This is a genomic window from Alkalihalobacillus trypoxylicola, from assembly GCF_001590785.1.
Lineage (GTDB): Bacteria > Bacillota > Bacilli > Bacillales > Bacillaceae_D > Alkalihalobacillus > Alkalihalobacillus trypoxylicola.
The window spans coordinates 239,248-264,904 of sequence record NZ_LTAO01000023.1 but is presented as its reverse complement, the minus strand read 5'-3'; the positions used below and the strand labels follow the sequence as shown (position 1 = coordinate 264,904).

The window sequence follows — 25,657 nt, the reverse complement described above, 5'->3', positions numbered from 1 at the left end:
GACTCTATTGTTGTTGTGGAAAATATATATAGAAGATTACATTTAAAAGAAGAGAAGCTGACAGGGCGTGCTCTTGTTCGGGAAGCGACCATTGAAATGTTTAAGCCSATCCTGTCCTCGACGATTGTCACTGTAGCCGTATTTGCTCCACTTGTATTTGTAGGTGGAATGGTGGGAGAATTATTCCTTCCGTTTGCGTTAACGATGACATTTGCKCTTATYGCTTCCTTACTAGTTGCCGTCACCATTGTGCCCGCACTTTCTCATTTTCTATTTAAGAAAAAACTATACACTGAGAAATCAGAAAGTAAGCATAAAGAGGTGGGTAAGCTAGCTCATTGGTATAAAGGTGTTCTAGAATGGACATTAAACCATAAAATCATTACTTCTCTTATTTCCATTGGTTTATTAGTGGGAAGCTTACTTCTAACACCATTTATTGGGTTTAGTTTCCTCGGGAGTGAAGAGGAGAAGGTGATGTATTTAACTTATACTCCTTCTTCCGGTGAATTGAGTGAACAAATCATAGRAAATATTGAAGAAGTAGAAAATGAATTATTGMAGCGTGATGATATCGAGATTCTCCAATTTTCTATGAATAATAATGGAGATGCCATGTCCGCAATGATGGGCGGAGGTTCAGGAGGAGCCCTCATGTTCATTACCTTCGACCCTGATATGAAGAACTTTCCTGAGGTAAGAGAGGAAATTGAGGACTATGTATTCAATATCGATCAATCAGGAGAGTGGAAAAGTCAAGATTTTGCTTCGATGAACATGAGCACAAATGAGCTTAGCTACACGTTTTATAGTGAAGACCTAAACCGTTTAAATGAAGCGGTCGGTTTAGTGGAAGAAGTGATGAAYGARACAGAAGGTCTTGCTGATGTAAGTTCAAGTGCAGAGGATGCTTATGTAGAGCATGTTTTAAAGGTTGAACAAGATGAATTACTTCAGTATGGTTTGACAACCGGTCAAATGGTCATGATGCTGATGAACGACCATAGTAAGGAAGTTCTAACGACCATTGATCATAATGAGCGTACATTAGAAGTGGTCGTTCAAAGAGAGGCACTCGATCAACCGGACTCGATTGAGGAAATGCTAGAGCTGGAAGTACCAACGGCTTTAGGAACRAGTTTGCCTTTATCRGACCTTGTTACTGTTGAGGAAGGCACCACTTTAAACACTTTATCACGTAGTCAGGGCGAATATTATGCCTCTGTTTCGGCCACCATTTTAGACGATGATATGACGAAAGCGACTGCGGAGGTTAATGAAGCGATTGATAAGCTTGAGATGCCATCTGGTGTGACGACAGGTGTAGCAGGAGTTACAGCTGATATGGAGGAAACCTTTACACAATACGGAGGTTAATGAAGCGATTGATAAGCTTGAGATGCCATCTGGTGTGACGACAGGTGTAGCAGGAGTTACAGCTGATATGGAGGAAACCTTTACACAATTAGGTATAGCCATGTTAGCAGCGATTGCTATCGTGTACTTTATATTAGTGGTTACTTTCGGGGAAGGATTAGCRCCTTTCGCCATTCTTTTCTCTCTACCATTTGCRATTATCGGATCATTTGTTGGTTTGTGGATAGCAGGAGAAACRATTTCTGTATCRGTTATGATGGGACTACTCATGTTAATAGGTATTGTCGTAACCAATGCCATTGTTTTAGTAGACCGAATCATTCATATGGAACGTGATGGTATGAACATGCGTGATGCCATATTAGAAGCCGGTGCAACGAGACTTCGTCCTATTTTGATGACCGCTATTGCCACAATGGGAGCCTTAATTCCTCTAGCTATTGGAGCTGGTGGTGGTGGACTGATATCGAAAGGTGACGAGACTTCGTCCTATTTTGATGACCGCTATTGCCACAATGGGAGCCTTAATTCCTCTAGCTATTGGAGCTGGTGGTGGTGGACTGATATCGAAAGGTSTAGCTATTACGGTTATCGGAGGTCTTGCAAGCTCGACTTTATTAACCTTAGTCATTGTGCCGATTGTGTATGAGCTTCTCTCCAAATTATTTAAGAAAAACCGTAAAGAAGTACTCGAAAATTAATCGATTGTAAGGTTAAATCTGTATGGTATAGAGAATCATGAAACATAATCAGGATAAGACCGGGACAAAACGTCTTTCAAAACATCCTATTAGCGAAACTTGACATAATGTGTAATGGATGAAAACATCCATAACGAACCATGAACCCTCCTTTTTCGAAAAAGGAGGGTTTTTTAAACTTAGCGGACACAAGAAACGGAGACTCCAGTGGGAGGAAGTGGCCATGCCGAGATCCACTTTTTTTTAAAAGTTCATTCGGCAGCACCCAAATAAACGCGAAGTGTCTTGGGAGAGCGAACAGGCGGAAGCCTAAATTGAGTGGAATCATTGATTCGTGAGTATTGTCCCACCCTCGAATTGGAGGCATCTCATAAAAAAGTTTTAGTTTGAAGCAGGAAAATGTAGTAATTCATCATAATTTTAATAAATAAGTGAATTTCATAATGGCTCTATATGTGAATCAAACGGAACATTTATTATAAAAATGTCTTGAATGTTTGCGAATTCACACATTGATTGTAACGGTAGGTAGTGACTCTCAAAGGATGAGCGCAGTGTGAAGATCCACCCTGACGAAGCTTTGCGTAGTCGGAGTTAGCTGAAGACAAGCCCTTGGGAAAGCATCTACCTAAAGTGAAAATCAAAAACCAAATCGTTCGGTTTTCATTATAAAGATGAAATGGATTCAAATAAGCTAATTTAAGAGGTACAAAGCTTTCAAAGCTTTTATGAACTAATAATAGATTCGGATTTGATTGTATGGGGAATAGTGTTGAAAGAATTGAGGAGAAAGGGAGTGTGTTTTAGCAATGAGCGTATCGATGAAAGATGTATTACAAGAGCCATTGTTAAAAGATGCCAAGGTTATTTCAGGAAAAGGGGAAGAGGCGACGGTTGATGTGCAATGGATTTCTGTTATTGAGCTGCCGGTAGAAAATTTTGTGAGAAAAAACGAGGTAGTTCTTACAACGGCTATAGGATGCAAAAGTAATCCAGAGCTTTTTATTGATTTTGTTCATGATGTGATAAAGTCAGAAGCTGCAGGTTTAATGGTCGCTTTAGGTAGGTTTCTTTTTGATATACCTCAGCAAGCAATAGAACTTGCAAACAAACATGATTTTATGATTATTACGATACCGTGGGAAGTGCGATTTGCGAATATTGTAGAAACCGTTATGAAGGAATTAAGTAATCAATCCAATAAGGACCGAGAATATTCTGAGAAAATACAGCAAGAATTACTTTATTTCATTTTAGCTGAAAGGAAACTTAAAGAAATCCTACACTATATAGAAAAACATGTTGAAGCGCCGGTTTTTTTAACCGACCAAAACGGAAATCTTAAAGAATCTCACCAGTACACAGAGATATTCTTAAATAAATGGAAACAAGATGTAGTAAAAGGCATTCTACCGAAAAAGCAAGTAACCAAGCAAAATCATGATCCTCTAATTCAAAAATTTGAAAAAATTTCGAAGGAAGGTCAATTATTATTGCAAATTCCGATTCTAAAGGTATCTGGAGAGCCACAAGGTTATATATATGTGGATATTCCAAAAGCTTGTTCAGTCGAAAGTTTTTTAATTTCTAGACGTGTACATGTGCTTGAACACGCAGCAACCTCCATTGCTTTATGGCTTTCACGGGAGAATGCAATAGAAGAGACAGAGCTAAGGTTACGAAGTGACTTTGTAGCTGAATTAGCAAGAGGCTATATTTCTAAATATGAGCAAGCCGTTTCTCGTTCGCAAATATTAGGTTATCAACTGCAGCTTCCTTATGTTTGTATTCTTTGTTTTCCAGAGGGGTTGGATATTCTTTATGATAAAAAAAGACAAAAAGAACATTATTCTCAGGAGCAATGGAAGAATAGTATGTTTCGTTATATAGAAGAGGAGCTTTTTTTTGCAGGAAAGACCTTAGAAAGACAATTAATGATTACGCGTGAAGGGGATAAACTTATTATTTATCTTGAAATACAACATCAAACAGAGCATGAGTATGCTACAGACTTTCTAGACCATGTGGATCGACGAATGCGACATTTAATTCCAGAAATTAGTATTACCTGGGGAATAGGGAGGCGAATAGCTACCTTTAAACACTACCATGAAAGCTACCAACAAGCGAATCGTTCATTAAAAATTGGAAGAAGTAAGGGAACAAGAAGAACATGGTATGAACAGACCAAGCTTGACAGGGTTCTTCTACAATTACTTGAAAAAGAAGAAATGCGAGAAATTGTGCTCGAGACGATTGAGCCGCTCGTTCACTACGACGAAGAGAGGCAGATGGACTTAATTGGTACATTCATAGCCTTTAATCAATTTAGAGGAAATGTGAGTCAGACTGCTCGTTCTTTGAATCTCCATCGCCAGTCGTTATTATATCGTTTAAGAAAAATTGAAGCTTTAACTCGATTATCTTTAAATAATCCTGAGCATCTATTTTTGCTCGATTTAAGTATAAAAGCGTGGAAGTTAGGGCTTCACCAATAAATCCTAATCTAGATTTCCCATTTCAAAAACGCCAACATATTTTGTAGGCGTTTTTTATGCTTTCTTAATATGTTTACATGGTGTCTTTAACCTTCGATACCAAAGTACTCTTCTGCTTTTTTTAGATATGGCATTTGCTCTGGAGTCAATTCATATTCTTCTTCTATCGCATCAACAGGGCAGACAACTTGGCAAGCGCCACAATCGATACATATTTCAGGATTTATTAAATATTGGTCTTCAACTTCTTCAATACAATCAACAGGACATACATCAACGCATTCTCCTGCTTTTTCTCCTACACATGGACTTAGTATCACATAAGACAAAAAAACAACTCCTCTCCTAATATCGTTCGTTTTCAAAAACGTTCTTCACTGTAAAAAAAGCATTATGTAGAGCAAAATCTACCTATTGACCCAGCTTCATTGATCTCATAAAACGCGCACTTTTTGCTTTTAATTCCCTATTTTATCGAATTAAAAACATTCAGAAAGGTAACTTTATAGCCATCACTAAGTATCTTGCTTTTTTAGTATACACAAGTTTTTGTTAGACAATCAAACGATGATGTACGCTAATTTGACTATTATTAATCCGAAAATTCATACAACTTGGTGAATATCCCTATTTATGTTTTCTCGATATAATAAAAACAAAGGAAAAATGAAACGAAATTAAGTCTCTAAAGGTGGTGTATGTGGTGAACTTCGAATTGATTGAATATATGGAAAGATTGAAAAAAACAAAGGAAAGGATGGAATATAGAGGTATAGAGGTGCTATTAGTGACTGACCCGGCTAATATGAATTATTTAACAGGATATGATGGTTGGTCATTCTATGTCGATCAATTACTCATCGTCATTGATGATGAAGAGCAGCCGATTTGGATAGGAAGAACAGCTGATGCTAATGGAGCAAAAGTAACGACATGGCTATATCACGAAAATATTATTTCGTATCCTGACAAATACGTTCAATCACAAACAAGGCATCCTATGGAATTTGTCGCTGAAATATTGACACAAATCGGTCAGGATAAACGAGCAATAGGTGTTGAAATGGACAATTACTATTTCTCAGCCAAGTGCTATCAGACACTTTGTAATGGTTTACCAAATGCCCATTTTCATGATGCTACTTTGTTAGTGAATTGGGTACGTATCATTAAATCAAATCTTGAAATAGCTTTAATGAAAAAGGCGGGCAAGATTGCGCATAATGCTATGTTAGAAGGTATAGATGCAGTGAATGAAGGAGTAAGAGGTTGCGATGTTGCTGCTCGAATAAGTTATGCACAGTTAAAAGGAACTTCTCAATATGGTGGTGATTATCCCGCAATAGTACCTTTATTACCATCGGGAGAAAGAACGTCAACTCCTCATCTTACTTGGACAGATACCCCATATAAAAAAGGGGAGACCGTCATTTTGGAGATAGCAGGATGTTACCAAAGATATCATGCGCCTCTTGCAAGGACTGTTCATGTTGGTCAACCTACGATCTCGATGAAAAACCTTTCTGAAGTAGTCATTGAGGGACTCAATACTTGTATTGAATTTATAAAACCAGGTGTTACATGTGAGGAAATTGAAGAAGTGTGGCGCAACACTGTAGAAAAATATGGAGTGTTCAAAGAATCAAGGCTTGGCTATTCGATGGGGCTAAATTATCCTCCAGACTGGGGTGAGCATACGGCAAGCATTAGAAAAGGAGATAAGACGGTAATCTTGCCTAATATGACGTTTCATTTAATTCCAGCTATCTGGTCGGAGGGTGATAGCTTTGAAATAAGCGAATCTTTGCGTATTACGTCGACAGGGTGTGAGCCGCTAGTAACATTACCAAGAGAATTAGTAGTAAAAGATGATTCGACTTTTAAAAATCTTGACCCAGTAGGGTAAATATAAATCAGATTATTCTTAATATTAAAACTTTAATCTAATTATTTTTTAGATGATCATTGATAACTGATTAATTGAGGAGGCTTCCTATATGAATCATGAATGTAAGCAGGAAACAAATGCTGTGTGGGCAGGTGAAAAGGATTATCTAGTGCACGGTGCTACTCAAGTACCCGTTGTACTGAGTGTTGCGTATAACTATGATGATATGGATGATTGGTACGATGTTGCGATAGGGAAAAAGAAGGGGCATATTTATGGACGAAATACGAACCCAACGGTTCAAGCATTTGAAGACAAAGTAAAGGTATTGGAGGGTGCTGAAGCAGCGACAAGCTTTTCAACGGGAATGGCGGCAATAAGTAATACGTTGTCGACATTTTTATTACCGGAAGATCGAATAATCTCAATAAAAGATACGTACGGAGGAACAAATAAGATATTTACTGAGTTTTTACCGAGACAACAAATAGAAGTAACACTATGTGATACGAGTGATCATGAGCAAATGGAAAGGGAGCTTGAGCAAGGCTGTCGGATTCTTTATTTAGAAACACCAACAAATCCTACTGTCAAAATTACAGATATTAAGCGAATGGCGGCTGCAGGAAAGCGTGCAGGAGCATTAGTGATTGTTGATAATACGTTTGGTACACCAATGAACCAAAATCCACTTTCTTTAGGTGCGGATTTAGTGATTCATAGTGCAACAAAGTTTCTTGGTGGTCATGCGGATGCATTAGGGGGAGTGGTTTGTGGAGCACAAGATTTAGTAGAAAGAATCTATCATTATCGTGAAATTAATGGAGCGACAATGGATCCGATGGCTGCCTATCTTACTTTACGAGGAATGAAAACCTTGCATTTACGAGTAAGAGAACAATCGAAGAATGCTTTAGAGCTGGCAAAGTATTTGCAAAATAGACAGTTAGTAGAACAGGTTTTCTACCCAGGGTTAACGAGTCACCCTAATCATGATATTGCTAAAGATCAAATGAAGAGCTTTGGAGGAATGCTAAGCTTTTCGGTTCATGGTGGGATGGATACGGTAAGAGTTTTATTACCTAAGCTCAAATATGCGCATCGTGCTGCGAACCTAGGAGCTGTGGAGACAACTGTTGGACCAGCAAGAACGACGAGTCATGTTGAATGTACTCCTGAAGAAAGAGCGGCAATGGGTATTCCAGAAGGCTTGATTCGTGTATCGTGTGGCATTGAAAACTCAGAAGACATTATAGCTGATTTTGAACAGGCCTTTGCTAGTGTGGAAGCTGGGTTAGAGGTATAACAGCATGCAGGAAGGAGAAAGAGCATTATCTATTAAAAAGCTCATCCACTCTCAAAGAGACCATCTTGTGAAGTGGCGACGTCATATTCATCAATATCCCGAATTAAGCTTTAAGGAATTCGAAACAGCGAGGTATATAAAGGAGGAGCTTTCTAAAAACGTAAATATAAAGATCGAGACGGCTATTGGTTTGAGCACTAGTGTAATAGGGCATTTACATGCCGAGAACGGACCGACATTAGCCATACGTGCCGATATAGATGCTTTGCCTATTCAAGAGGAAAATGAAGTATCTTACTGTTCAAGTCGAGATGGCGTTATGCATGCATGCGGTCATGATGCACATACAGCGATTCTACTTGGTGTTGCTCATGTACTATCAGAATTAGCTAGAGCTGGTCAACTGAAGGGGAACATCAAATTTATTTTCCAGCCCGCAGAGGAAACACCTGATGAACACGGACTTTCTGGCTCAAGCTACTTGATTAATGCAGGGGTCTATGACCAAGTAAGCGCTGCGCTTGCACTGCATATGTGTCCTTGGTTACCTCTTGGCTCTGTGCAAATAAATGATGGTTACAGTATGGCAAATGTTGATGAGTTTGAAGCTGTTATAAAAGGTACTGGAGGCCACGGTGGATATCCAGAAAAGGGGACAGATCCTACCTGGATGCTAGGGCTTTTATTACAAGCTATCCATGGCATTGTACCAAGGAAGGTGTCAGCATTGGAACATGCAGTCATTAGTATTGGAGAAATCCAAGCTGGAACTGCCACGAATATTATTCCAACTGATGTGCGTTTAAGAGGTACAATAAGAAGCTATCATCCGTCTACTAGACAATTATTAGAGAATCAATTACAGCAAGCCTTTTCGGTTATTAAGGCTTTGGAAGGAGATTATCAACTAACCATCAAAAAGGGAGAGCCTGCACTCTACAATGATCCCTTTCTTAATAAACTTGTACGCTCAGCAGTCAAAAAGATAGATGATGCTCATCAGATTATAACAAAGCCTTACGGAATGGGAGGAGAAGACTTTGGGTTTGTAGCTCAAAAGTTACCAGCTTCGATGTTTTTTTTAGGATGCAGTGACCATGAAAATAAAGCAACTGATCTTCATACACCGACATTTAATATCGATGAAGCCGCACTCGAGCTAGGGGTTGAAATCTTGGTTTATGCGGTCATCGATTATTTTGAACAATTTCATTTATCAAGAGAGTAAGAGTTCATTTTTTTGGAGGTGAAAACATGACCCATAAACTAGCACTTATTGGTTTTGGGGTTGTCGGACAGGGCTTGGCAAAAATTTTGTTAGAAAAAAAAGAAAGCTTAAAAAGTAATGAGGGTTTTGAAGCGAGTATTGTAGCAATTTCAGATGTACAAAAAGGCTCTCTTTATCATTCGAAAGGATTAAATATCGAGAAAGCATTGCAGGCTATTGAAGATTCTGGTCATCTAGATTCTTATTCAGATGAACCAGGATTAATACGAGGCTGGGATAGTTTACAAACGATAAAAGATTGTAACGCTGACACGATTGTAGAGGTATCCTATACGAATGTAAAAACAGGTCAGCCAGCGATATTACATTGTGAAGTGGCTTTTAATAATGGTAAAAATGTCGTCATGACTAATAAAGGCCCCGTGGCATTAGCTTATCAGAAATTATCTCAGTTAGCGAAAAGTAATCAGGTTCAGTGGGGATTTGAGGGTACTGTAATGAGCGGAACGCCTACTTTGCGTTTACCTGACGTGGGATTAAAGGGGAATAAAATTTCGGAGATTAGAGGAATATTAAATGGCACTACCAATTATATATTGACGCAAATGGAATCCGAACAAATTTCTTATGAGAGCGCTTTAAAAGAAGCTCAAAATCTTGGTTATGCAGAGGCTGATCCATCCAGTGATGTAGAAGGGCTAGATGCTCGTTATAAAGCGGTTATTTTAGCCAATCATTTGATGGGTGGGGAACTTAAGGTTGAAGAAGTTGAGTGTGCAGGCATTACGTCCATTTCCTCTGAGATGATTGAGGAGGCTAAAAAAGAAGGAAAGCGTTGGAAGCTTTTAGCTAATGTTCGGGAGGAAGCAGGGCTTATTCTCGCTAAGGTAGGACCAGAAAAGCTCTCAATAACTGACCCGTTGGCAGGGGTAAGTGGAGCGACTAATGCCGTTACTTTTGAATGTGATTTATTAGGGCCGGTTACAATCATGGGAGCTGGGGCAGGTCAAACTGAAACGGCATGTTCTCTATTAATCGATTTGATTCATATGAGCAAAGCTCAATAAAAATCAGGTCTTAATGAAGGAGGAACGCTATGGATTTAAAATTAATGAATCAAAAAATGTATTTAGCTGGTCAATGGGTTACGCGAACAGAATTAATCGAAGTAACCAATCCAGAGGATTATAGCTTGATAGATTATGTCCCGGCTGCTTCTAAGGAAGATATGATTTATTGTATTGAAAGAGCTAAGTTAGGTGCGAAAACATCGGCAAGCCTTCCCATCCATGAAAGGATGAGGCTTCTGCATACGGCGGCTGATCATGTACAAAACGATTCTGAAAGGTATGCGATTACGATAGCGAGTGAAGGTAGTAAAACGATCCAGGAAGCGAGGAAGGAGGTTAGTAGAGCGGTAGAAACGTTAAGAATTAGTGCAGAGCAGGCAAGGAGAGTGGAAGGAAGGACGATTCCTTTTGGACAGATGCCAGGAAGTGAATCAAGACATGGCTATTATTATCGTTTCCCAATTGGAATCATCGCCGCTATTACACCATTTAATGATCCATTAAATCTTGTAGCGCACAAGATTGGTCCAGCCATTGCCTCGGGAAATGCGATTATTGTAAAGCCTGCCTCAGAAACCCCTATAAGTGCTTTGTTATTAGCAGAGGCTTTTGATCGTGCTGGTTTGCCTGAAAATATTCTTTCAATTGTAACGGGATATGGTGCTGAGCTTGGGGATATTTTAGTCACACATCCTAGCGTTCGTATGATTAGCTTCACAGGTGGTCGGCATATTGGAGAAACCATAGCTAAAAAAGCAGGACTCAAGAAGCTAAGTATGGAGCTAGGCTCGAATTCTCCCGTCATTGTCTTAAAAGATGCTGATTTGGAAAAAGCGGTGTCATCTACCGTATCAGGCGCCTTTTGGGCAGCTGGTCAAAACTGCCTCAGTGTTCAACGAATATATGTTGAAACAGAAATTTATTCTTCATTTGTGGAAAGGTTTGTGGAGCAGACCCAAAAAATCAAATGTGGAAAGAAGCTGTTAGAAGAAACAAGTATGGGTCCACTCATTAATGAAAAAGAAGCGAAGCGTGTGGAGCGTCTAATTGAGGAGGCTTCTGAAAGAGGGGCGGTTATAGAAATAGGAGGCCGGAGGTATGGAAGCTTTGTAGAACCAACCGTCTTAACCAATGTGAATCGGTTAGATCCAATTGCGCAGGAAGAGATATTTGGTCCGGTCGTTTTAATATTTTCTGTTGGCAGCTTAGAGGTCGCTATAGCTGAAGCGAATTCCGTTGATTTTGGACTGCAAGCCGGAATATTCACTAATAATTTGAGAGCAGCAAACAAAGCAATCGCTGAGTTAGAAGTTGGTGGAGTAATGGTTAATGATAGTAGTGATTTTAGGATAGATGCGATGCCTTTTGGTGGTATTAAGGGTTCTGGTATTGGTCGTGAAGGGATTGCAGCAGCCATTGATGATATGACGGAACAGAAGGTCGTTTGTTTCTTAGATGATTAAAGGAGATTATGACAGAACCTTTTCTGAACTTCGAGCAAGGCGAAATAGAATATAACAGAAACTAACAAAAATCAACAAAGTGAGATGGAGCCGTGCCATTTCACTTTTTTTTATAAAAAAGAAACGAATGAGCTCCAAAAATCCTAAAGCCCTACATTTTTTTTGAACGATAATTATGACATAATTATCGTAGGGAGTGATTAGATGCAAACAATCATGATTGTTGAAGATGATCAAAAAATAGCGGAGCATATAAAGTTAGCATTAGAAAAATACGGTTTTACTGTATTTGTTACAAGCAATTTTGAAAATGTATTAAAAGACTTTCTAACTGTGGAACCTAGTCTTGTCCTTCTAGATATTAATTTGCCTCATTATGATGGCTATTTTTGGTGTAGACAAATTCGTAAACAATCGATATGCCCTGTCATCTTTTTATCTGCCCGTATAGGAGAAATGGACCAAGTGATGGCTTTAGAAAATGGCGGCGATGATTTTATGACTAAGCCCTTTCATACTGAAGTTTTAATAGCTAAAATCAAAAGCCAATTAAGAAGAGCCTATGGTGAATATGCACAGCAAAAGGAAAGAAGTATAGAGGTTTCGGGACTACGAATATATCCAGAGCGGTTAACATTAACCTTCAAAGGTAAAACGCTAGCTTTGACGAAAAATGAATCCTATATTTTAGAAATTCTACTAGAAAGATATCCAAGAGTTGCTGGAAGAGAGGACTTATTACATAAATTATGGGATGATGAAGCGTTTGTTGATGAAAATACACTAAATGTTAATATAACAAGAGTTCGAAAGAAATTGGAACAGTTATGGATTCTCGATGCTGTAGCAACAGTACGTGGAGCTGGTTATGTTCTAAAGGTTACATGGGAATAATGGAGGCTGACCATGAATTTATTTTTTAAGGAATATAAAACTTTATTTCTTGCTCAGTTCATCCAATTCGTCATTATTTTATCGATACTTTGGCTAGCGGGGTATAGAAATTTAACGATCATTTTTTATGCTATTTTTTTATGCTTGGTTGTATTTGTGCTTTTTTGTTTCTATTATTATCAAACAAGAAAGGTGTATTACAAAAGGCTGGAGAAACCTTTTCAAACATTAGACGAATCTTACAGCAAAACGAATGCAAATCCAATTGCCCAGATGTTTGATAAACGAATAGTTGAACAATATCGTTATTATAAAGAAGAAATGAATGAGTTAAAGGCTCAACAAGATCATCATAGGAAATTTATGGACCAATGGGTTCATCAAATGAAAACACCACTTTCGGTTATAGAGTTAACAGCAGAAACAGTAGATGAACCACAATCGTCTGATTTACGAGCCGAATCAGACCGCTTAAAGGAAGGCTTACATACGATACTGTATATGTCTAGGTTACGTACTATTGAACAAGATTTTCATGTGAAAGAAATTGAATTATATCAATTAGTCCAAGAAGTCACAAAAGCTCAAAAGCGTTTTTTTATTAGAAATCAAGTTTATCCTAAAATGGTAATGGAACAGCAAGGAATTCACATAAAGAGTGATGAAAAGTGGCTTTACTTTATTATGTCTCAATTAATTAATAATGGAGTAAAGTATTCGACTGGAAAAAGTAGCACAATTGAAATTTCTGTATATCAGAAAAAGAAAGAAGTGATTTTGGAAATACGTGATTATGGAGTAGGGATTCCTACAAAGGATTTCAGGCGTTTATTTGAACCATTCTTTACGGGTGAAAATGGGAGAAAAAATCGTGAATCTACTGGTATGGGCCTTTATCTTGCAAAGGAGGCTCTAGATTTTTTAGAGCATAATATTGAGTTTGATTCTGAAGTAGGTGTAGGAACAAGCTTTCGAATCATCTTTTCTGAAACACAAAACCTTACAAGATTGTAAGGTAAATGAAAGGACGATCGATCGTTTGAAAAATATCCTTCCGATACACTGATGATATGAGTAATAGCAGTGTAACCATAAGGAGGACGTGTATAGATGCTAACAGTAAAGAAAGTCAGTAAAATTTATGAAGGTAAAGTGACGTATCAAGCCTTAAAGGATATTGATTTAAAAGTAGAGGAAGGGGAATTTGTAGGGGTTATGGGTCCATCTGGGAGTGGTAAAACGACCCTATTGAATTTAATAGCCACTATTGATGAACCAACTACTGGGCATATTCATATTGCAGATAAAAATCCACACCAACTCAAAAAAGGGGAGTTGGCAAAATTTCGGCGAAGAGAGCTGGGTTTTGTTTTTCAGGATTTTAATTTACTTCACACCTTGACCGTGGAAGAAAATATGGTCCTTCCCCTAACATTAGATGGAACAAAAGTCAGGGAAATGAAAGAGCTAGCTTCTGAAATAGCAAAAAAGCTAGGCATTGAAAGTATTATGAAAAAGCGAATTTATGAAATTTCTGGAGGACAAGCACAGAGAGTGGCCATTTCCCGAGCAATGATTCATAAACCCAAGCTGTTATTAGCAGATGAACCAACAGGGAATTTAGATTCTAAAGCCTCAAAAGATGTAATGGAAATGCTACAAAATCTAAATAAAACAGAGAAAACGACGATGATGCTTGTTACTCATGATCCCCTTGCAGCGAGTTATTGTGACCGAGTTATTTTTATACGTGATGGTGAGCTGTATTCTGAAATGTATAAAGGTGATAATCGCCAAGCTTTTTTTCAGCAGATTATCGATACTCTTTCTATATTAGGGGGGAATACACATGACCTTTCGTCAATTCGCCTTTAATAATGTAAAACGTAACAAAAAGCTATACGCTGGATATTTTCTAAGTAGCTTGTTTATGGTGATGGTCTTTTTTTCCTTTGCAATTTTCGCTTATCATCCATTACTCCAAGCAAGTGTGCTGGAGGATGGATTGATTCAACAAGCAGCTGTTGGAATGAATGTGGCCCAAGTTATTATCTATTTGTTTTCTATATTTTTTGTTTTGTATTCAATGAGTGCTTTTTTGAAGTCGAGAAAAAAAGAATTTGGCTTGCTGGTTATGCAAGGGATTTCACCAAATCAAATGCGCAAGCTAGTTTTTTTAGAAAATATCGTCATTGGTTTTTTTGCGACCATCGGAGGAGTTCTTTTAGGGCTAGTCTTTGCAAAAGCGATCATGCTTCTAGCTGAAAACGTATTAGTATTAAGAGAAAATCTTGCTTTCTATTTTCCGACTAGAGCAATCATTACAACCGTTGGAGCATTTAGCGGATTATTTTTAATGATTTCTTTCTTTGTTTCCATCGTTCTCAAAAGCGGAAAACCGATTGATTTAATTAAGGGTAGTAACAAATCAGAAGGAGAACCAAAAAGCTCTTTCATCTTGAGTATACTAACCCTTTTATTATTAGGAACAGGCTATTATTTTGCTATCACATCTCAGGGAGTAGAAGTCTTCCTTGCGATGATACCGGTTATTATACTCGTCATTATTGGAACGTATTTTTTATTCACCCAACTAAGTGTTTTCATCATAAGGTTTCTAAAGAAAAGGACCTCTATTTACTGGAAAGAAACCAATATGATTTTATTTTCTGATTTATCCTTTCGTATGAAAGATAATGCAAGAACTTTTTTTATGGTTGCCATCATTTCAACTGTAGCATTTAGTGCCATTGGAACATTATATGGAGTTCAGAATATGTTTTCTAATCAGTTTTATGGAATAAGTCCGATGGTAACCTACAGCGAAGATATAGCTGAAAACGAGGAAAATACAGCCAATATAGAAGAGGAAATCGGTTATGTAGATGAGTTAATAGCTGATTATGGGATAAATGCTGAAAAGGTAGAGCTTATCAGACCATTCTATTCTATTAATAGTGCATTAAACAGTTCATTAATGATTCTGACACAATCTCAATATAATAAGATGGCTAATATGATGGACGAGGAACTTCTATCTTTAGACAGAAACGAAATCGTGATAGCGGCAGCCCCGAATGGCTATTTGTTTGGAGTGGAAGAGCAACTAGATATCCCTTTGCAATTTTTAGAAGCTGGGGACATTTACCCTAATCGATTAATAGAAAGTGATGCACTTGGAAATTATTTGTACTATATTATTCCGGATCATCTTCAAGAAGATTTACTAGAGGAAAAGAGCTTCGAAAATGTTTATGTGGCATGGAATGAAATGGAGCAGGTGAGTGAGGAAACTCTATTTTTATTCGGTGAAGATATTAATAGCGAGATCGATTCTACCAAAGTATTTGCAACAGAATATACATCTATTCTTTTTAAGCAAAGCTTTGGCCAATTACTCTTTATTGGATTATTTATAGGGATTGTCTTTTTTGTCTGCTCTGGAAGCTTTTTATACTTTAGACTATATAGTGATATTGAAATTGATAAGCAGAAATTTAAATCAATATCGAGAATGGGCCTAACAGACAGAGAGCTGAAAAGAATTTTGAATCGACAGATTGGTCTGCTATTTTTTAGTCCGATTCTCGTTGCTCTCATTCATGGTTTTGTTGCCTTAAATGCACTGTCCAATGCCTTTCAAACGAATTTATTAAAAGAAACGCTGACTGTGCTATTATTTTTTGCATTCATACAGATTGTTTACTTCCTAGTTGTTCGTCATTTTTATATCAAACAAGTTCGTGAAGCGATTTATTAATAAATCGAGGATGAGACCATCTTTTGAACGAATGTTTCCTCACATGTTAGGTACCCGGCTGTTCGCTACCCCAAGACAGTTCAGTCCGGTGGGGTGCTGCCGAATGAACTTTTATAAAAGTGGATTTCGGCATAATCACTTCCTCCGACTGGAATCACCATGTCTTGTGTCCGCTAGCTTACCATTTTCATTGTGAATCTACCCGATCAAAAAACCCTCCTTTTCACAGTAAGGAGGGTTCATGGTTTGTTGTTGATGTTTGCATCCATTACACATCATTTCAATTATCTCTCATGTGGTTATTTTAAACAGGTGTTGTCCCGGACTTCTTCCATTTATTTGATGGGAATTTCCCACGGTTCAGTTAAAGGATAAAAGCGTTTCACAGATACAAGATGTAGGGTTAGCTCTTCTGGCATCTCTTCAAAATCGAAGGAGGTGAGTGAAAAAGCCATTTTTTGACGTCCGTTTTTGTCTTGCTCATCTAAGAATAGACCTTCGTTATCAGGTATGGATGCAAGTCCCTTTTCATTCGTCATGACCCAGTGACCTAGTTCGCTTGACTGCTCCTCCTTTGAACCTTCAATCTCAATCACAATAGAATTCTCTTCAGCTGGTAAAGTAAACTGTTGATAATGATAGTTCGTATTTAACTGAGCTTCTTTAATCGACATATAGTTTCCTTCATATTCAAATTCAATAGGACCGTTATGAAGCTCCTCAGGTGAAAAGCTTATTGAAAAATTGGCTGGTTCCATTTTGAAAATACCAGTTAGCGCAAAGGAGAGCGATGCATCCTTTTGCGGTATAAAAGTATCCATCCATCTTTCTTGACCGAAATCTTTTATTTCCTCAGCAAAGGAATATAAATGACCAACAGTAGTTGGGTAACCGTTAGAGAAGATATTATGCTGATAAACTAGTTGTTCTTGATCGTTTTTGATGTGGTATTGGATTTGGTTACCGACATAAGGAAAAGCTCCAAACATACTAATTCCAAATTTTTTATGCAGCTCGCGAATATTTTTTTTAGTGGCCTCCATCTCCTCCTCACTAATTTTGGTATCATAAATTAATTCACTGGCAGAAGGAGAAAACCTTGCCGAACTTAAGGAAAGCTCTATTCCATTTGTATGGATTTGGTGCTCTTTTAAGTCAATAACCTCGGTTGCGGCTAAACTTTTCGATAAATCAACAGGAAGATTTAAAGTCCAATTACCTTCTCGTCCATGGATATAATGGATGTTAAGCTCTACCGTTAATTTTTCTTTTAATTTCTCAGTAACAGGCAATGAAAATTCCAAAAGGCCAAAGTGATCCTGATAGCCCCAGCTGTATCCAGATAAAGGAATGGTCTGATTGTCCTCATCCTTAACGACAATATCATTTCGATGATCTGATAAATCGACGTACGGATCTAAGGACTGTCCTTTTCTGTCTAATATTTGATAGGAGAAAGCAATTCTTGTTTGGTCGGCAATAATATCGTCAATTTGAAAAGTAAGGTTTTCATCAATGCTCTTCTTATTTACACTTTCGATAAAACCATCTTCCGAGGCCACTCGTAATCCTGGATCAATTCCTCCATTTGAGGTAAAGACATTCTCAAGCCAATCACCAATCGCTGTTTGGAAGGTTAAAGGAATAGAAGTCACTGCCAAAAGGAAACAGGCCGCAATTAAAACTAGTTTCATTGGTTTCTGTCTAGCTTGCTTTTTCTTTATTTGTATAGGTTTTAATGTATCTAATAATTGAGTTTGAAAGGAAGCGGGGAGGACCGGTTCTTTCAATGTTTGCTTAATAAATTGGTTTTCCTTTTGATAATGGGTGACCACTTTTCTGCATTCATGACAATGAGGAAGATGTTTCTCTATGGTTGCATGTTCACTTTGTGATAAAAGTTCGTCTACATACTGAGAAAGTTCGTCATTTGATGGACAGGTCATAGAAGTACTCTCCCTTCTGTTTAAGGTTTTGTCGCATTTTCTTCTTGGCTCGATGAAGCTTGTTTCTAACAGTGGTAACAGGAATATTTAAGCTTTCGGCAATTTCTTCATAACTCAGTTCGTTACTGTATCGTAATAAAATAATAAATCGTTCGTCTTCAGGTAAGGAAGATATTAATTTCTCCAATTGCCGTTGATTTTCTTTTTGTAAGTAAATGACATCAGGCTGCTGAGATTCCTCAGAGGCATAATCCTGTATCTCTTCTTTTTTTATTTTATATTCATGCTTTCTGAAAGTATCTAAGCAATGGTTAACGGTAACACGGTGTAACCAGCCTGCAAAACTACCATTTCCATTATATTTATCTATTTGGCGATACAGTTTAATAAAAACTTCTTGTAAAAGGTCTTGAGCATCTTCTGGATTTTTGGTCATTCTTAAAATGGTTGCATAAAGAGGGTTTTTGTACTTTTCTATGATTTTCTCAAAATAGTGTAAATCCCCTTTTTTAATTTCTTTAATCCAATGCTCCTCCACACAGGGCACCTCCCTTTTACAAATGATTTTCTTTACATATAAGTTGACGTTTATAAAATAAAAAGATTTCACTTTTTGCTATAAAATAATTTATTTGTTTTCAAGATTAATAGTAACAGAACAGCCATCATATAATATAAAAGGGGAGAAAAAAATTTTAACTAGATAAAAGTAGTCATATTTTGCAAAGAATGATTTCATCGGATAAGATACAACTATAGATAAAAGTTGTATAATACAAAGAAAATGATAAAGGCAGGGGAGTCCATGTCTGAAGAGAATATAACAAGGCTAATGCTTGACGACAAAGAAATTATTTTAATTGGTACAGCTCATGTTTCCAAACAAAGTGCTGAGCAAGTTAAAGAGGTTATCGCGACAGAAAGACCAGATTCGGTTTGTATTGAATTAGATGAACAAAGATACCAATCTATACAAAATCGTAACAAGTGGAAAGATATGGACATATTCAAGGTAATTAAGGAAAAAAAAGCGACATTTTTATTAATGAACCTAGCTATTTCTTCCTTCCAAAATAGAATGGCTAAGCAATTTGATGTAAAGCCTGGGCAAGAAATGATACAGGGTATTGAATCAGCCAAAGAAGTAGGAGCTGAGCTAGTTCTAGCGGACCGAAATATTCAAATTACGTTCTCTAGAATATGGAATCAAATTGGTTTAAGAGGAAAAGTCGACCTTCTGTATCAAATAGTAGGCTCTATCTTCAGTAATGAATCTTTGACGGAAGAAGAAGTTGAAAAAATGAAATCGAAGGATATGTTAAATGCGATGCTTAAAGATTTAACAGACACCTTTCCCCGCCTAAAGAAACCGTTAATTGATGAAAGAGATCAATATTTAGCACATCATATAAAGACGGCTCCTGGTCAAAAAGTGGTAGCGGTATTAGGGGCTGCGCATGTTCCAGGTATAACAGAAGAAATACATAATGAGCAAAATATTAAACAATTAAATGAAAGACCACCTAAACCAAAGTGGCCGAAAATGATTGGTTGGCTGATTCCACTTTTTATCATTGGAATTATTGCTTTTACTTTCTGGTCCAATCCTGATGCTGGTATGCAGCAAACGTTGAGCTGGATATTATGGAACGGCTCTTTGGCTGCTATTGGAGCCACTGTAGCATTAGGACATCCACTTTCAATTGTTACGGCCTTTATTGTAGCTCCTTTTAGTTCATTAAACCCTTTAATATCCGCTGGTTTGTTAGCTGGATTAGTACAGGCCTATTTTAATAAACCGAGCGTGCGAGATTTTGAAAGTCTTTCTGAAGATGTGCATTCAGTGAAAGGGTTTTGGAAAAATAAAGTGACAAGAATATTATTAATTGTCCTTTTAGCTAATATAGGTAGTGCCTTAGGTACATTCATAGGTGGAGCCGATGTAGTGAGAGTCTTCTTTGATAATTTATTCTAAAAGGAGAATGCTTTGGGAGAGGTTATTTGGTAGCTAGCAGCTAATCAGATAGCCTTTTTTTAATATTAAAAAAAAGTGTAGAAGAGACAATAGGACTAGTAAATATTCGAAATAGTTTTAATAGAGAGATAACATTTTCTGAAATGATTATGATATAATCCAATTATACTAAAAAATGGTTTTTATTATAGGACAAAAGTCTGTTTTTCTGTTAAAATTTTCAATGAGGAGATGGTGGTAATGGAAAAAACACTCGAAAAAAATTTGAATGTTTCTATATTAATGAACGAATTAAAGAAAGATAATCAAAATATGCAAAATACGATGAAGAATATAAAGGATATATCGATGAAATCGAATATTTTGGCTTTAAATTCTGGCATTGAAGCAGCTCGAGCAGGAGATGCAGGGCGAGGATTTGCTGTTGTAGCAACAGAAATAAAGAAATTTGCAGAGGATAGCTTAAATGCAAGTAACGAAAGTGAAGATCTGATCAATCGTATTCAAAACAAAGCAAATGAAATAATGGCTGTTCGTACAGTAGATGTTGCTTACGATACAATTGATAAAATTGATCGTAACTTATTTGAAAGAAACTGTGACGTTCAGGCCTGGGCAACGTTTGATGCTATTAAAGAAAGCTTATTAAATTCATCAAATGAAACGAAGCAAGCTGCAGAGGCACTAATGGAGAACATTTATAATATTTATGAAGTTTATTTCGATTTGCTTGTTGTTGATATAAATGGGAAAGTAGTGGCAGCTGCAAAGAATTCTAAGCAAGTAGGAAAAGATGTATCAAACCGAACTTGGTTTCAAAAAACGGTAGAATCCAATGATGTTTATGTGACTGATTTATACTATTCCGATGTAGTAGAAGGTTATACGATCGGCTATTCGAGTCCAGTTCGAAATAATGCTGGTGAAGTGATTGGTGTGTTCACGACCCGTTTTAATTGGGAATATATTTACGATATCATTGAGCGAGTTAAAATAGATGCAAACAGCCATTTGTATGTGATTAATTCAGAAGGTTATGTGATAGCCTCCAAAAATCGTGAAGAAATCTTAAAAAAATCTTTAACCTCACTGCAAGCTGTACAGCAAATCCTTTCTGGAAAAGAAACAAGAGGTTATACCATTGAAGACAACAGTATTTATGCGTATAGTCTAACAGAAGGCTATAATGCTTATAAAGGTAAAGGTTGGTCTGTTATTGTAGAAGAGACCATTGTTTAGCTTAAAAAACTACCTCATCTATATTAGATGAGGTAGTTTTAGTCTATATACACTAAATATGATGGATTGAGATTCCTGTTTTTCGGTAATCATTTGTTTTAAAGTTCTTTCAAAAACCAGTTATATCTTTCGATCCCAAAAACGGTGGTTGGCTATGGCTTCAGCAAATTTAGGTATGAATGTACCAGAATTATGATTGACAATGACCCCAGGCTCTGTGTGGTCAATTTGCATTTCCGTCAGTAAAGCTGCTCCTGCCTCCAGTGCACCGACTGGTTTATAATGGGAGAAGGCTTCTTTAATAAATTCTTTTGCTTTTGAATGGAAAGTGCTGTTATGCTCTCCGGATGATGCGATATAAACCGAATCAAAAAGTACCGACTCTGCTGTTAAGAAAGATTGATCGACCTTAATCTCAACATTGTCATTTCCTTTTAAAGTACCTAATGACTCAGAAACGATCTTTGCTTGAATGTTTTCTTTTTCTAGTCCTTCCACTATTTTTTCTAGTTCTTTGCCATTAAATTCTTTATCAACAAGAAGAGCAACCGTTCTTGTATCTCCCTTTCTTATTGTATTTTCCTGACTTAGTGCAGGTGAGGACTTAGTATAATTAGAGCCTCCCTCTGATGGTGGAGTTAATCCAATATTTTTAGCTATTTTTTGTACCATTTCCAAATTAACATTTCCAAACATTTCAATGACTTGTTGTTGAATTTCAACATTTTTTAGTTTTCCTAGTTCAAAGCTAAAGGCTTCAATAATATGTTCTTTTTCTGCTTTACTCATACTATTCCAGAATAAACTTGCTTGGGAAAAGTGGTCTTTGAAGCTAATGCTACGAGCTCTTACTTTTCGTCCTTCAACCTTTTCCTGATAATGCTCATAACCACCGTCCTCTGGTCGAACAGTATTTGGGGTGTTATGGGCCAATGAGTTTTTATGGTAGCTAACTTGTCCAACATTAATAGTCTGTCTACCGTAACCATCACGTTGATTATTATGAAAAGGACAAACAGGTCGATTTATTGGTAATTCGTGAAAATTTGGGCCACCTAATCGAATTAACTGAGTGTCTGTGTATGAAAATAATCTCCCTTGAAGTAAAGGATCATTGGTAAAGTCTATTCCTGGTACTACATGACCAGGATGGAAGGCAACTTGCTCTGATTCAGCAAAGACATTATCAACATTTCGATTGAGTGTCATTTTACCAATGATTTTTACAGGTACCTCCTCTTCTGGCCATAACTTGGTTGGATCTAAAACATCAAAATCAAATTTATATTCGTCTTCTTCATTAATAATTTGTACACCGAATTCATATTCTGGGAAATTTCCTTCCTCAATCGCCTCATATAAGTCAGCCCTATGAAAGTCGGGGTCTTTTCCGTTAATTTTTTGGGCTTCATCCCAAACAACGGAATGGACACCCAGTTTAGGTTTCCAATGGAATTTTACAAAATGAGATTTTCCTTCTTCATTTATAAGACGAAAGGTATGAACACCAAAACCTTCCATCATTCGATAACTTCTTGGAATCGCTCGATCAGACATTTTCCACATAATCATATGAGCGGTCTCTTGATTATTCGCAATAAAATCCCAAAATGTATCATGAGCAGACGCAGCTTGAGGAATTTCATTATGTGGTTCTGGCTTGACCGCATGCACTAAATCGGGAAACTTCATTGCATCTTGTATAAAAAAGACAGGGATATTGTTACCAACCAGATCATAATTTCCTTCTTCTGTATAAAATTTAGTAGCGAATCCCCGAGCATCTCGAGCAAGCTCTCCTGAGCCTTTTGAACCTGCTACTGTAGAAAAACGAACAAAAACAGGAGTTACTGTTCCAGGATCTTGTAAGAACTTCGCCTTTGTATACGGTTTCATTGATTCGTACACTTCGAATTCCCCGTGCGCGGCAAATCCTCTTGCGTGTACAATTCTTTCTGGGATTCTCTCGTGATCAAAATGGGTCATTTTTTCCCGAAAATGAAAATCTTCCATTAGCGTTGGCCCACGTTCTCCAGCCTTTAAAGAGAATTCATCTTCAGATACTTTTAATCCTTGATTAGTTGTCATACTTTTATTACGGTCTTCGGTTCTGAAAGCATCTAATTGTTCATCTTTACGGTTTTTGTTTTGGTTTTTATCCATGTACTTTACCTCCTGAAAAAAATAATACTAAATGCATGTGTTTAGTTGGTTTAAGATATTCAACAATCCTGATGTTATTGAAAGTGTAGAATCATTTGTAAGAAAGGCTTTAGAACGCACATAATTAGATACTGAAAGTCGCTTGTGAAAGATACTTGAATTCTAACGGGAGTTTACAAATCCCTTTTCAATTAATATAACCATCATCATTATACTTTCACCTATGATAGTATCGGTTCGTTTACGTTTTTATTCCGCCAAGAGTTTTGTATTGAGATAATGAAGATTAGAAAACGTATTTTCATTTGTAATGAACAAATCTGTACAGAGCTTTTATTTTTTCTCAGATGCTTTTTTAAATATGTGCCTTCACCACGCTTCTTCCCGACAAATCGTTAAAATAAACCTTTTATGAATGAACTTATACACAACTTATTGCGATTAAAAAAATGTAAAAACTGAGACATATCCCGATAATCTTTATCATTTATGGGCTCTCTTTTTCCCGAAATACAATAACCCTAAGAGCAACCAACCTATCATCACAACAAATGCAATGATTAAAAAGACTACAGGTCCTACAGCTACAATTAATGGAACCGAAGCAGCAGTTACAATTCCTCCACCGACAAAGATGTCTAGCAAAAGCTGTTTATAACTGAACCCTTCTTTTGCTGGAGAATCATTTTTAGGATCTACTAGGTTAATAAGAAGTAATCCAGCAGCGCTCATTCCAAGCCCTTGTCCAAGATCGCCAATTCCACGTTCAAACCAATAATCAGGCATCATCTTTGGAGCAATGAATAAAAAGGAAAAAACAGTCCAAGAAATGGCGGCAATTGACATGAAAAGAAATGGTAATAGATAGTCTCCTATTACAGTTAAAGATAAAGTAGCTATTGCAGAGACGATAAGCAAATCAAGGGCGAATCCTTGAATTCTTTTGACCAACCCGGGGTCTAATATTGGTTCTTTTGTTGTTTTATCTAAAGTCAACTGTACAATTACTGCTCCAATCATAGCCAATGGAAATAAAGGCATATTGACAAATAGTTCAATTGTATCTGACCAAAGTGCTTCTTCCACTAATATGAGTCCTTCTAAAATAAGGTATCCGAGAGCTATAGCGATACCTATATAAGCAAAATGAACAGTAAATGTTTCGATGACTTCAGATCTTGTTGTTTTGTGACCTGCAGGTGCATCATCCTGATCCTCCATTTTAATTAATCCCTTTTTCTGTTCTTTAGAAATGTCATCAGGGCTTTTTAAAATTTTTGTTTTTCCTTTCCTTGCTCCCCAATTTATAAGAATCATTCCAATAAAGACACCAGACAAAACACCGACTGTTGCTAGTCCAATTGCGAGGTCTCGCCCTTCTTCAAAATCTACAGCTGAGAAGGTGCTGGAGAGACCTGCTGCTGTCCCATGTCCGCCAACGAAGCTAATCTCAAGAAGGGCTCCTACTGCTGGATTTAAGTTAAAAAGAGGTACTAAAAGAAAAGTGGCAAGTACTCCCCCAATCACATACTGTCCCCAAGATATAAAGTGAGAAAAAGTAATTTGAGGACCTGCAATATTCCACATTTTTTTGAAAGAGGGTATAGAACTTCCTAAAAATAAGGAGGCAAAAATAATGCTAATCAATAACTCTGGTAATGATTCCCATACGGTAATCATCCCCTCTGGAAAAAGCCCGCCTTCCTCAAAAAGTTCAATGTCCAATAGACCAAGTACTTCAGGACCCAATAATAAGCCGAGCAGACCAGCTATAATGGAGCTGGGAATTAATACATTCTGTAAAAAGGGAATCGTTACCCGAATCCATTTACTAATCATAAGTAGAATTCCAAGAATAATAAAACTAAATCCAATCAGTTCTGGTGACACCATGTCCCTCCTTTTCTTTTTCTCTTTCACCTATTACCAATTAGAAAAAATTTAAAACGTTAGCAAAAGAATTAACGATTTTTTAATTAAGAGATGTTAAAAAAATAGATATAACTAACCGAGAAATGAAAGTGTTGATTATTTATATTATTGCGAATATATGAGGTGGTTGACTTCCTTTTTGAACGTGATAATATGGATGAGGTAGAAAAAAGTGATAAGAGCTCTTTTCTATTAAAAATTTGACCATTTATTGAAA

17 protein-coding genes and 1 pseudogene are annotated in these 25,657 nt (G+C 37.1%); 13 read left to right on the top strand and 5 right to left on the bottom strand.

Annotated elements, in window-relative coordinates:
• Positions 1 to 2,078, top strand: a pseudogene (locus AZF04_RS13820) (efflux RND transporter permease subunit); the annotation flags it as partial.
• A gap of 809 nt (positions 2,079 to 2,887) precedes the next feature.
• Positions 2,888 to 4,576 (top strand): PucR family transcriptional regulator, encoded by a 1,689-nt coding sequence (locus tag AZF04_RS13810; RefSeq protein ID WP_061949226.1) that lies wholly within the window; start codon positions 2,888 to 2,890, stop codon positions 4,574 to 4,576.
• Between the two features lie 86 nt (positions 4,577 to 4,662).
• On the opposite strand, the gene AZF04_RS13805 is transcribed toward AZF04_RS13810, so the two are convergent.
• Positions 4,663 to 4,905, bottom strand: a complete 243-nt coding sequence (locus AZF04_RS13805; RefSeq protein WP_045478435.1) for a DUF362 domain-containing protein — start codon at positions 4,903 to 4,905, stop codon at positions 4,663 to 4,665.
• 374 nt (positions 4,906 to 5,279) lie between these two features.
• On the opposite strand from AZF04_RS13805, the gene AZF04_RS13800 reads away from it, so the two are divergent.
• From AZF04_RS13800 to AZF04_RS13760, 9 genes are all read left to right on the top strand, one after another.
• A complete protein-coding gene (locus AZF04_RS13800; protein ID WP_061949225.1) occupies positions 5,280 to 6,482 on the top strand; it encodes a M24 family metallopeptidase in 1,203 nt (400 codons plus the stop codon).
• Between the two features lie 91 nt (positions 6,483 to 6,573).
• Positions 6,574 to 7,770 (top strand): cystathionine gamma-synthase family protein, encoded by a 1,197-nt coding sequence (locus tag AZF04_RS13795; RefSeq protein ID WP_061949224.1) that lies wholly within the window; start codon positions 6,574 to 6,576, stop codon positions 7,768 to 7,770.
• Between the two features lie 4 nt (positions 7,771 to 7,774).
• Positions 7,775 to 8,998 carry a M20 metallopeptidase family protein gene (locus AZF04_RS13790; RefSeq protein ID WP_061949223.1) on the top strand — a complete coding sequence of 408 codons (1,224 nt, stop codon included), beginning with the start codon at positions 7,775 to 7,777 and terminating at the stop codon, positions 8,996 to 8,998.
• 26 nt (positions 8,999 to 9,024) lie between these two features.
• Positions 9,025 to 10,065, top strand: coding sequence for a homoserine dehydrogenase (locus tag AZF04_RS13785; protein WP_061949222.1), 1,041 nt, complete (start codon positions 9,025 to 9,027; stop codon positions 10,063 to 10,065).
• 29 nt (positions 10,066 to 10,094) lie between these two features.
• Positions 10,095 to 11,531 (top strand): aldehyde dehydrogenase family protein, encoded by a 1,437-nt coding sequence (locus AZF04_RS13780; RefSeq protein WP_061949221.1) that lies wholly within the window; start codon positions 10,095 to 10,097, stop codon positions 11,529 to 11,531.
• 204 nt (positions 11,532 to 11,735) lie between these two features.
• Positions 11,736 to 12,425, top strand: coding sequence for a response regulator transcription factor (locus AZF04_RS13775; protein WP_061949220.1), 690 nt, complete (start codon positions 11,736 to 11,738; stop codon positions 12,423 to 12,425).
• A gap of 12 nt (positions 12,426 to 12,437) precedes the next feature.
• A complete protein-coding gene (locus AZF04_RS13770; RefSeq protein ID WP_061949219.1) occupies positions 12,438 to 13,439 on the top strand; it encodes a sensor histidine kinase in 1,002 nt (333 codons plus the stop codon).
• 96 nt (positions 13,440 to 13,535) lie between these two features.
• Positions 13,536 to 14,300: an ABC transporter ATP-binding protein gene (locus AZF04_RS13765; RefSeq protein ID WP_061949218.1), complete on the top strand. Its 765-nt coding sequence runs from the start codon at positions 13,536 to 13,538 to the stop codon at positions 14,298 to 14,300.
• Positions 14,275 to 16,185, top strand: a complete 1,911-nt coding sequence (locus tag AZF04_RS13760) for an FtsX-like permease family protein (protein WP_061949217.1) — start codon at positions 14,275 to 14,277, stop codon at positions 16,183 to 16,185. Before AZF04_RS13765 ends, AZF04_RS13760 begins: the two co-directional genes overlap by 26 nt.
• Before the next feature lie 335 nt (positions 16,186 to 16,520).
• Here the strand turns inward: AZF04_RS13760 and AZF04_RS13755 are convergent, their stop codons facing one another.
• A complete protein-coding gene (locus tag AZF04_RS13755; protein WP_061949216.1) occupies positions 16,521 to 18,131 on the bottom strand; it encodes an anti-sigma factor family protein in 1,611 nt (536 codons plus the stop codon).
• Positions 18,112 to 18,669: an RNA polymerase sigma factor gene (locus AZF04_RS13750; protein ID WP_061949215.1), complete on the bottom strand. Its 558-nt coding sequence runs from the start codon at positions 18,667 to 18,669 to the stop codon at positions 18,112 to 18,114. Before AZF04_RS13750 ends, AZF04_RS13755 begins: the two co-directional genes overlap by 20 nt.
• Positions 18,670 to 18,936: 267 nt before the next feature.
• On the opposite strand from AZF04_RS13750, the gene AZF04_RS13745 reads away from it, so the two are divergent.
• Both AZF04_RS13745 and AZF04_RS13740 read left to right on the top strand, forming a co-directional pair.
• Entirely contained in the window at positions 18,937 to 20,106 is a 1,170-nt protein-coding gene (locus tag AZF04_RS13745; protein WP_061949214.1) for a TraB/GumN family protein, read from the top strand.
• Between the two features lie 240 nt (positions 20,107 to 20,346).
• Complete coding sequence (locus tag AZF04_RS13740) at positions 20,347 to 21,345, top strand: methyl-accepting chemotaxis protein (RefSeq protein ID WP_061949213.1); 999 nt, start codon at positions 20,347 to 20,349, stop codon at positions 21,343 to 21,345.
• Positions 21,346 to 21,465: 120 nt separating this feature from the next.
• Here the strand turns inward: AZF04_RS13740 and AZF04_RS13735 are convergent, their stop codons facing one another.
• Both AZF04_RS13735 and AZF04_RS13730 read right to left on the bottom strand, forming a co-directional pair.
• Positions 21,466 to 23,508 carry a catalase gene (locus AZF04_RS13735; protein WP_061949212.1) on the bottom strand — a complete coding sequence of 681 codons (2,043 nt, stop codon included), beginning with the start codon at positions 23,506 to 23,508 and terminating at the stop codon, positions 21,466 to 21,468.
• 483 nt (positions 23,509 to 23,991) lie between these two features.
• Positions 23,992 to 25,398 (bottom strand): sodium/glutamate symporter, encoded by a 1,407-nt coding sequence (locus AZF04_RS13730; protein ID WP_061949211.1) that lies wholly within the window; start codon positions 25,396 to 25,398, stop codon positions 23,992 to 23,994.
• Positions 25,399 to 25,657 lie beyond the last annotated feature (259 nt).

What these genes read in the sequence shown, in the direction of transcription:
- AZF04_RS13810 (WP_061949226.1), top strand. Translation starts at nt 2,888, where the DNA reads ATGAGCGTATCGATGAAAGATGTATTACAAGAGCCATTGTTAAAAGAT.
- AZF04_RS13795 (WP_061949224.1), top strand. Translation starts at nt 6,574, where the DNA reads ATGAATCATGAATGTAAGCAGGAAACAAATGCTGTGTGGGCAGGTGAA.
- AZF04_RS13790 (WP_061949223.1), top strand. Translation starts at nt 7,775, where the DNA reads ATGCAGGAAGGAGAAAGAGCATTATCTATTAAAAAGCTCATCCACTCT.
- AZF04_RS13785 (WP_061949222.1), top strand. Translation starts at nt 9,025, where the DNA reads ATGACCCATAAACTAGCACTTATTGGTTTTGGGGTTGTCGGACAGGGC.
- AZF04_RS13780 (WP_061949221.1), top strand. Translation starts at nt 10,095, where the DNA reads ATGGATTTAAAATTAATGAATCAAAAAATGTATTTAGCTGGTCAATGG.
- AZF04_RS13775 (WP_061949220.1), top strand. Translation starts at nt 11,736, where the DNA reads ATGCAAACAATCATGATTGTTGAAGATGATCAAAAAATAGCGGAGCAT.
- AZF04_RS13770 (WP_061949219.1), top strand. Translation starts at nt 12,438, where the DNA reads ATGAATTTATTTTTTAAGGAATATAAAACTTTATTTCTTGCTCAGTTC.
- AZF04_RS13765 (WP_061949218.1), top strand. Translation starts at nt 13,536, where the DNA reads ATGCTAACAGTAAAGAAAGTCAGTAAAATTTATGAAGGTAAAGTGACG.
- AZF04_RS13760 (WP_061949217.1), top strand. Translation starts at nt 14,275, where the DNA reads ATGACCTTTCGTCAATTCGCCTTTAATAATGTAAAACGTAACAAAAAG.
- AZF04_RS13755 (WP_061949216.1), bottom strand. Translation starts at nt 18,131, where the DNA reads ATGACCTGTCCATCAAATGACGAACTTTCTCAGTATGTAGACGAACTT.
- AZF04_RS13745 (WP_061949214.1), top strand. Translation starts at nt 18,937, where the DNA reads ATGTCTGAAGAGAATATAACAAGGCTAATGCTTGACGACAAAGAAATT.
- AZF04_RS13740 (WP_061949213.1), top strand. Translation starts at nt 20,347, where the DNA reads ATGGAAAAAACACTCGAAAAAAATTTGAATGTTTCTATATTAATGAAC.
- AZF04_RS13735 (WP_061949212.1), bottom strand. Translation starts at nt 23,508, where the DNA reads ATGGATAAAAACCAAAACAAAAACCGTAAAGATGAACAATTAGATGCT.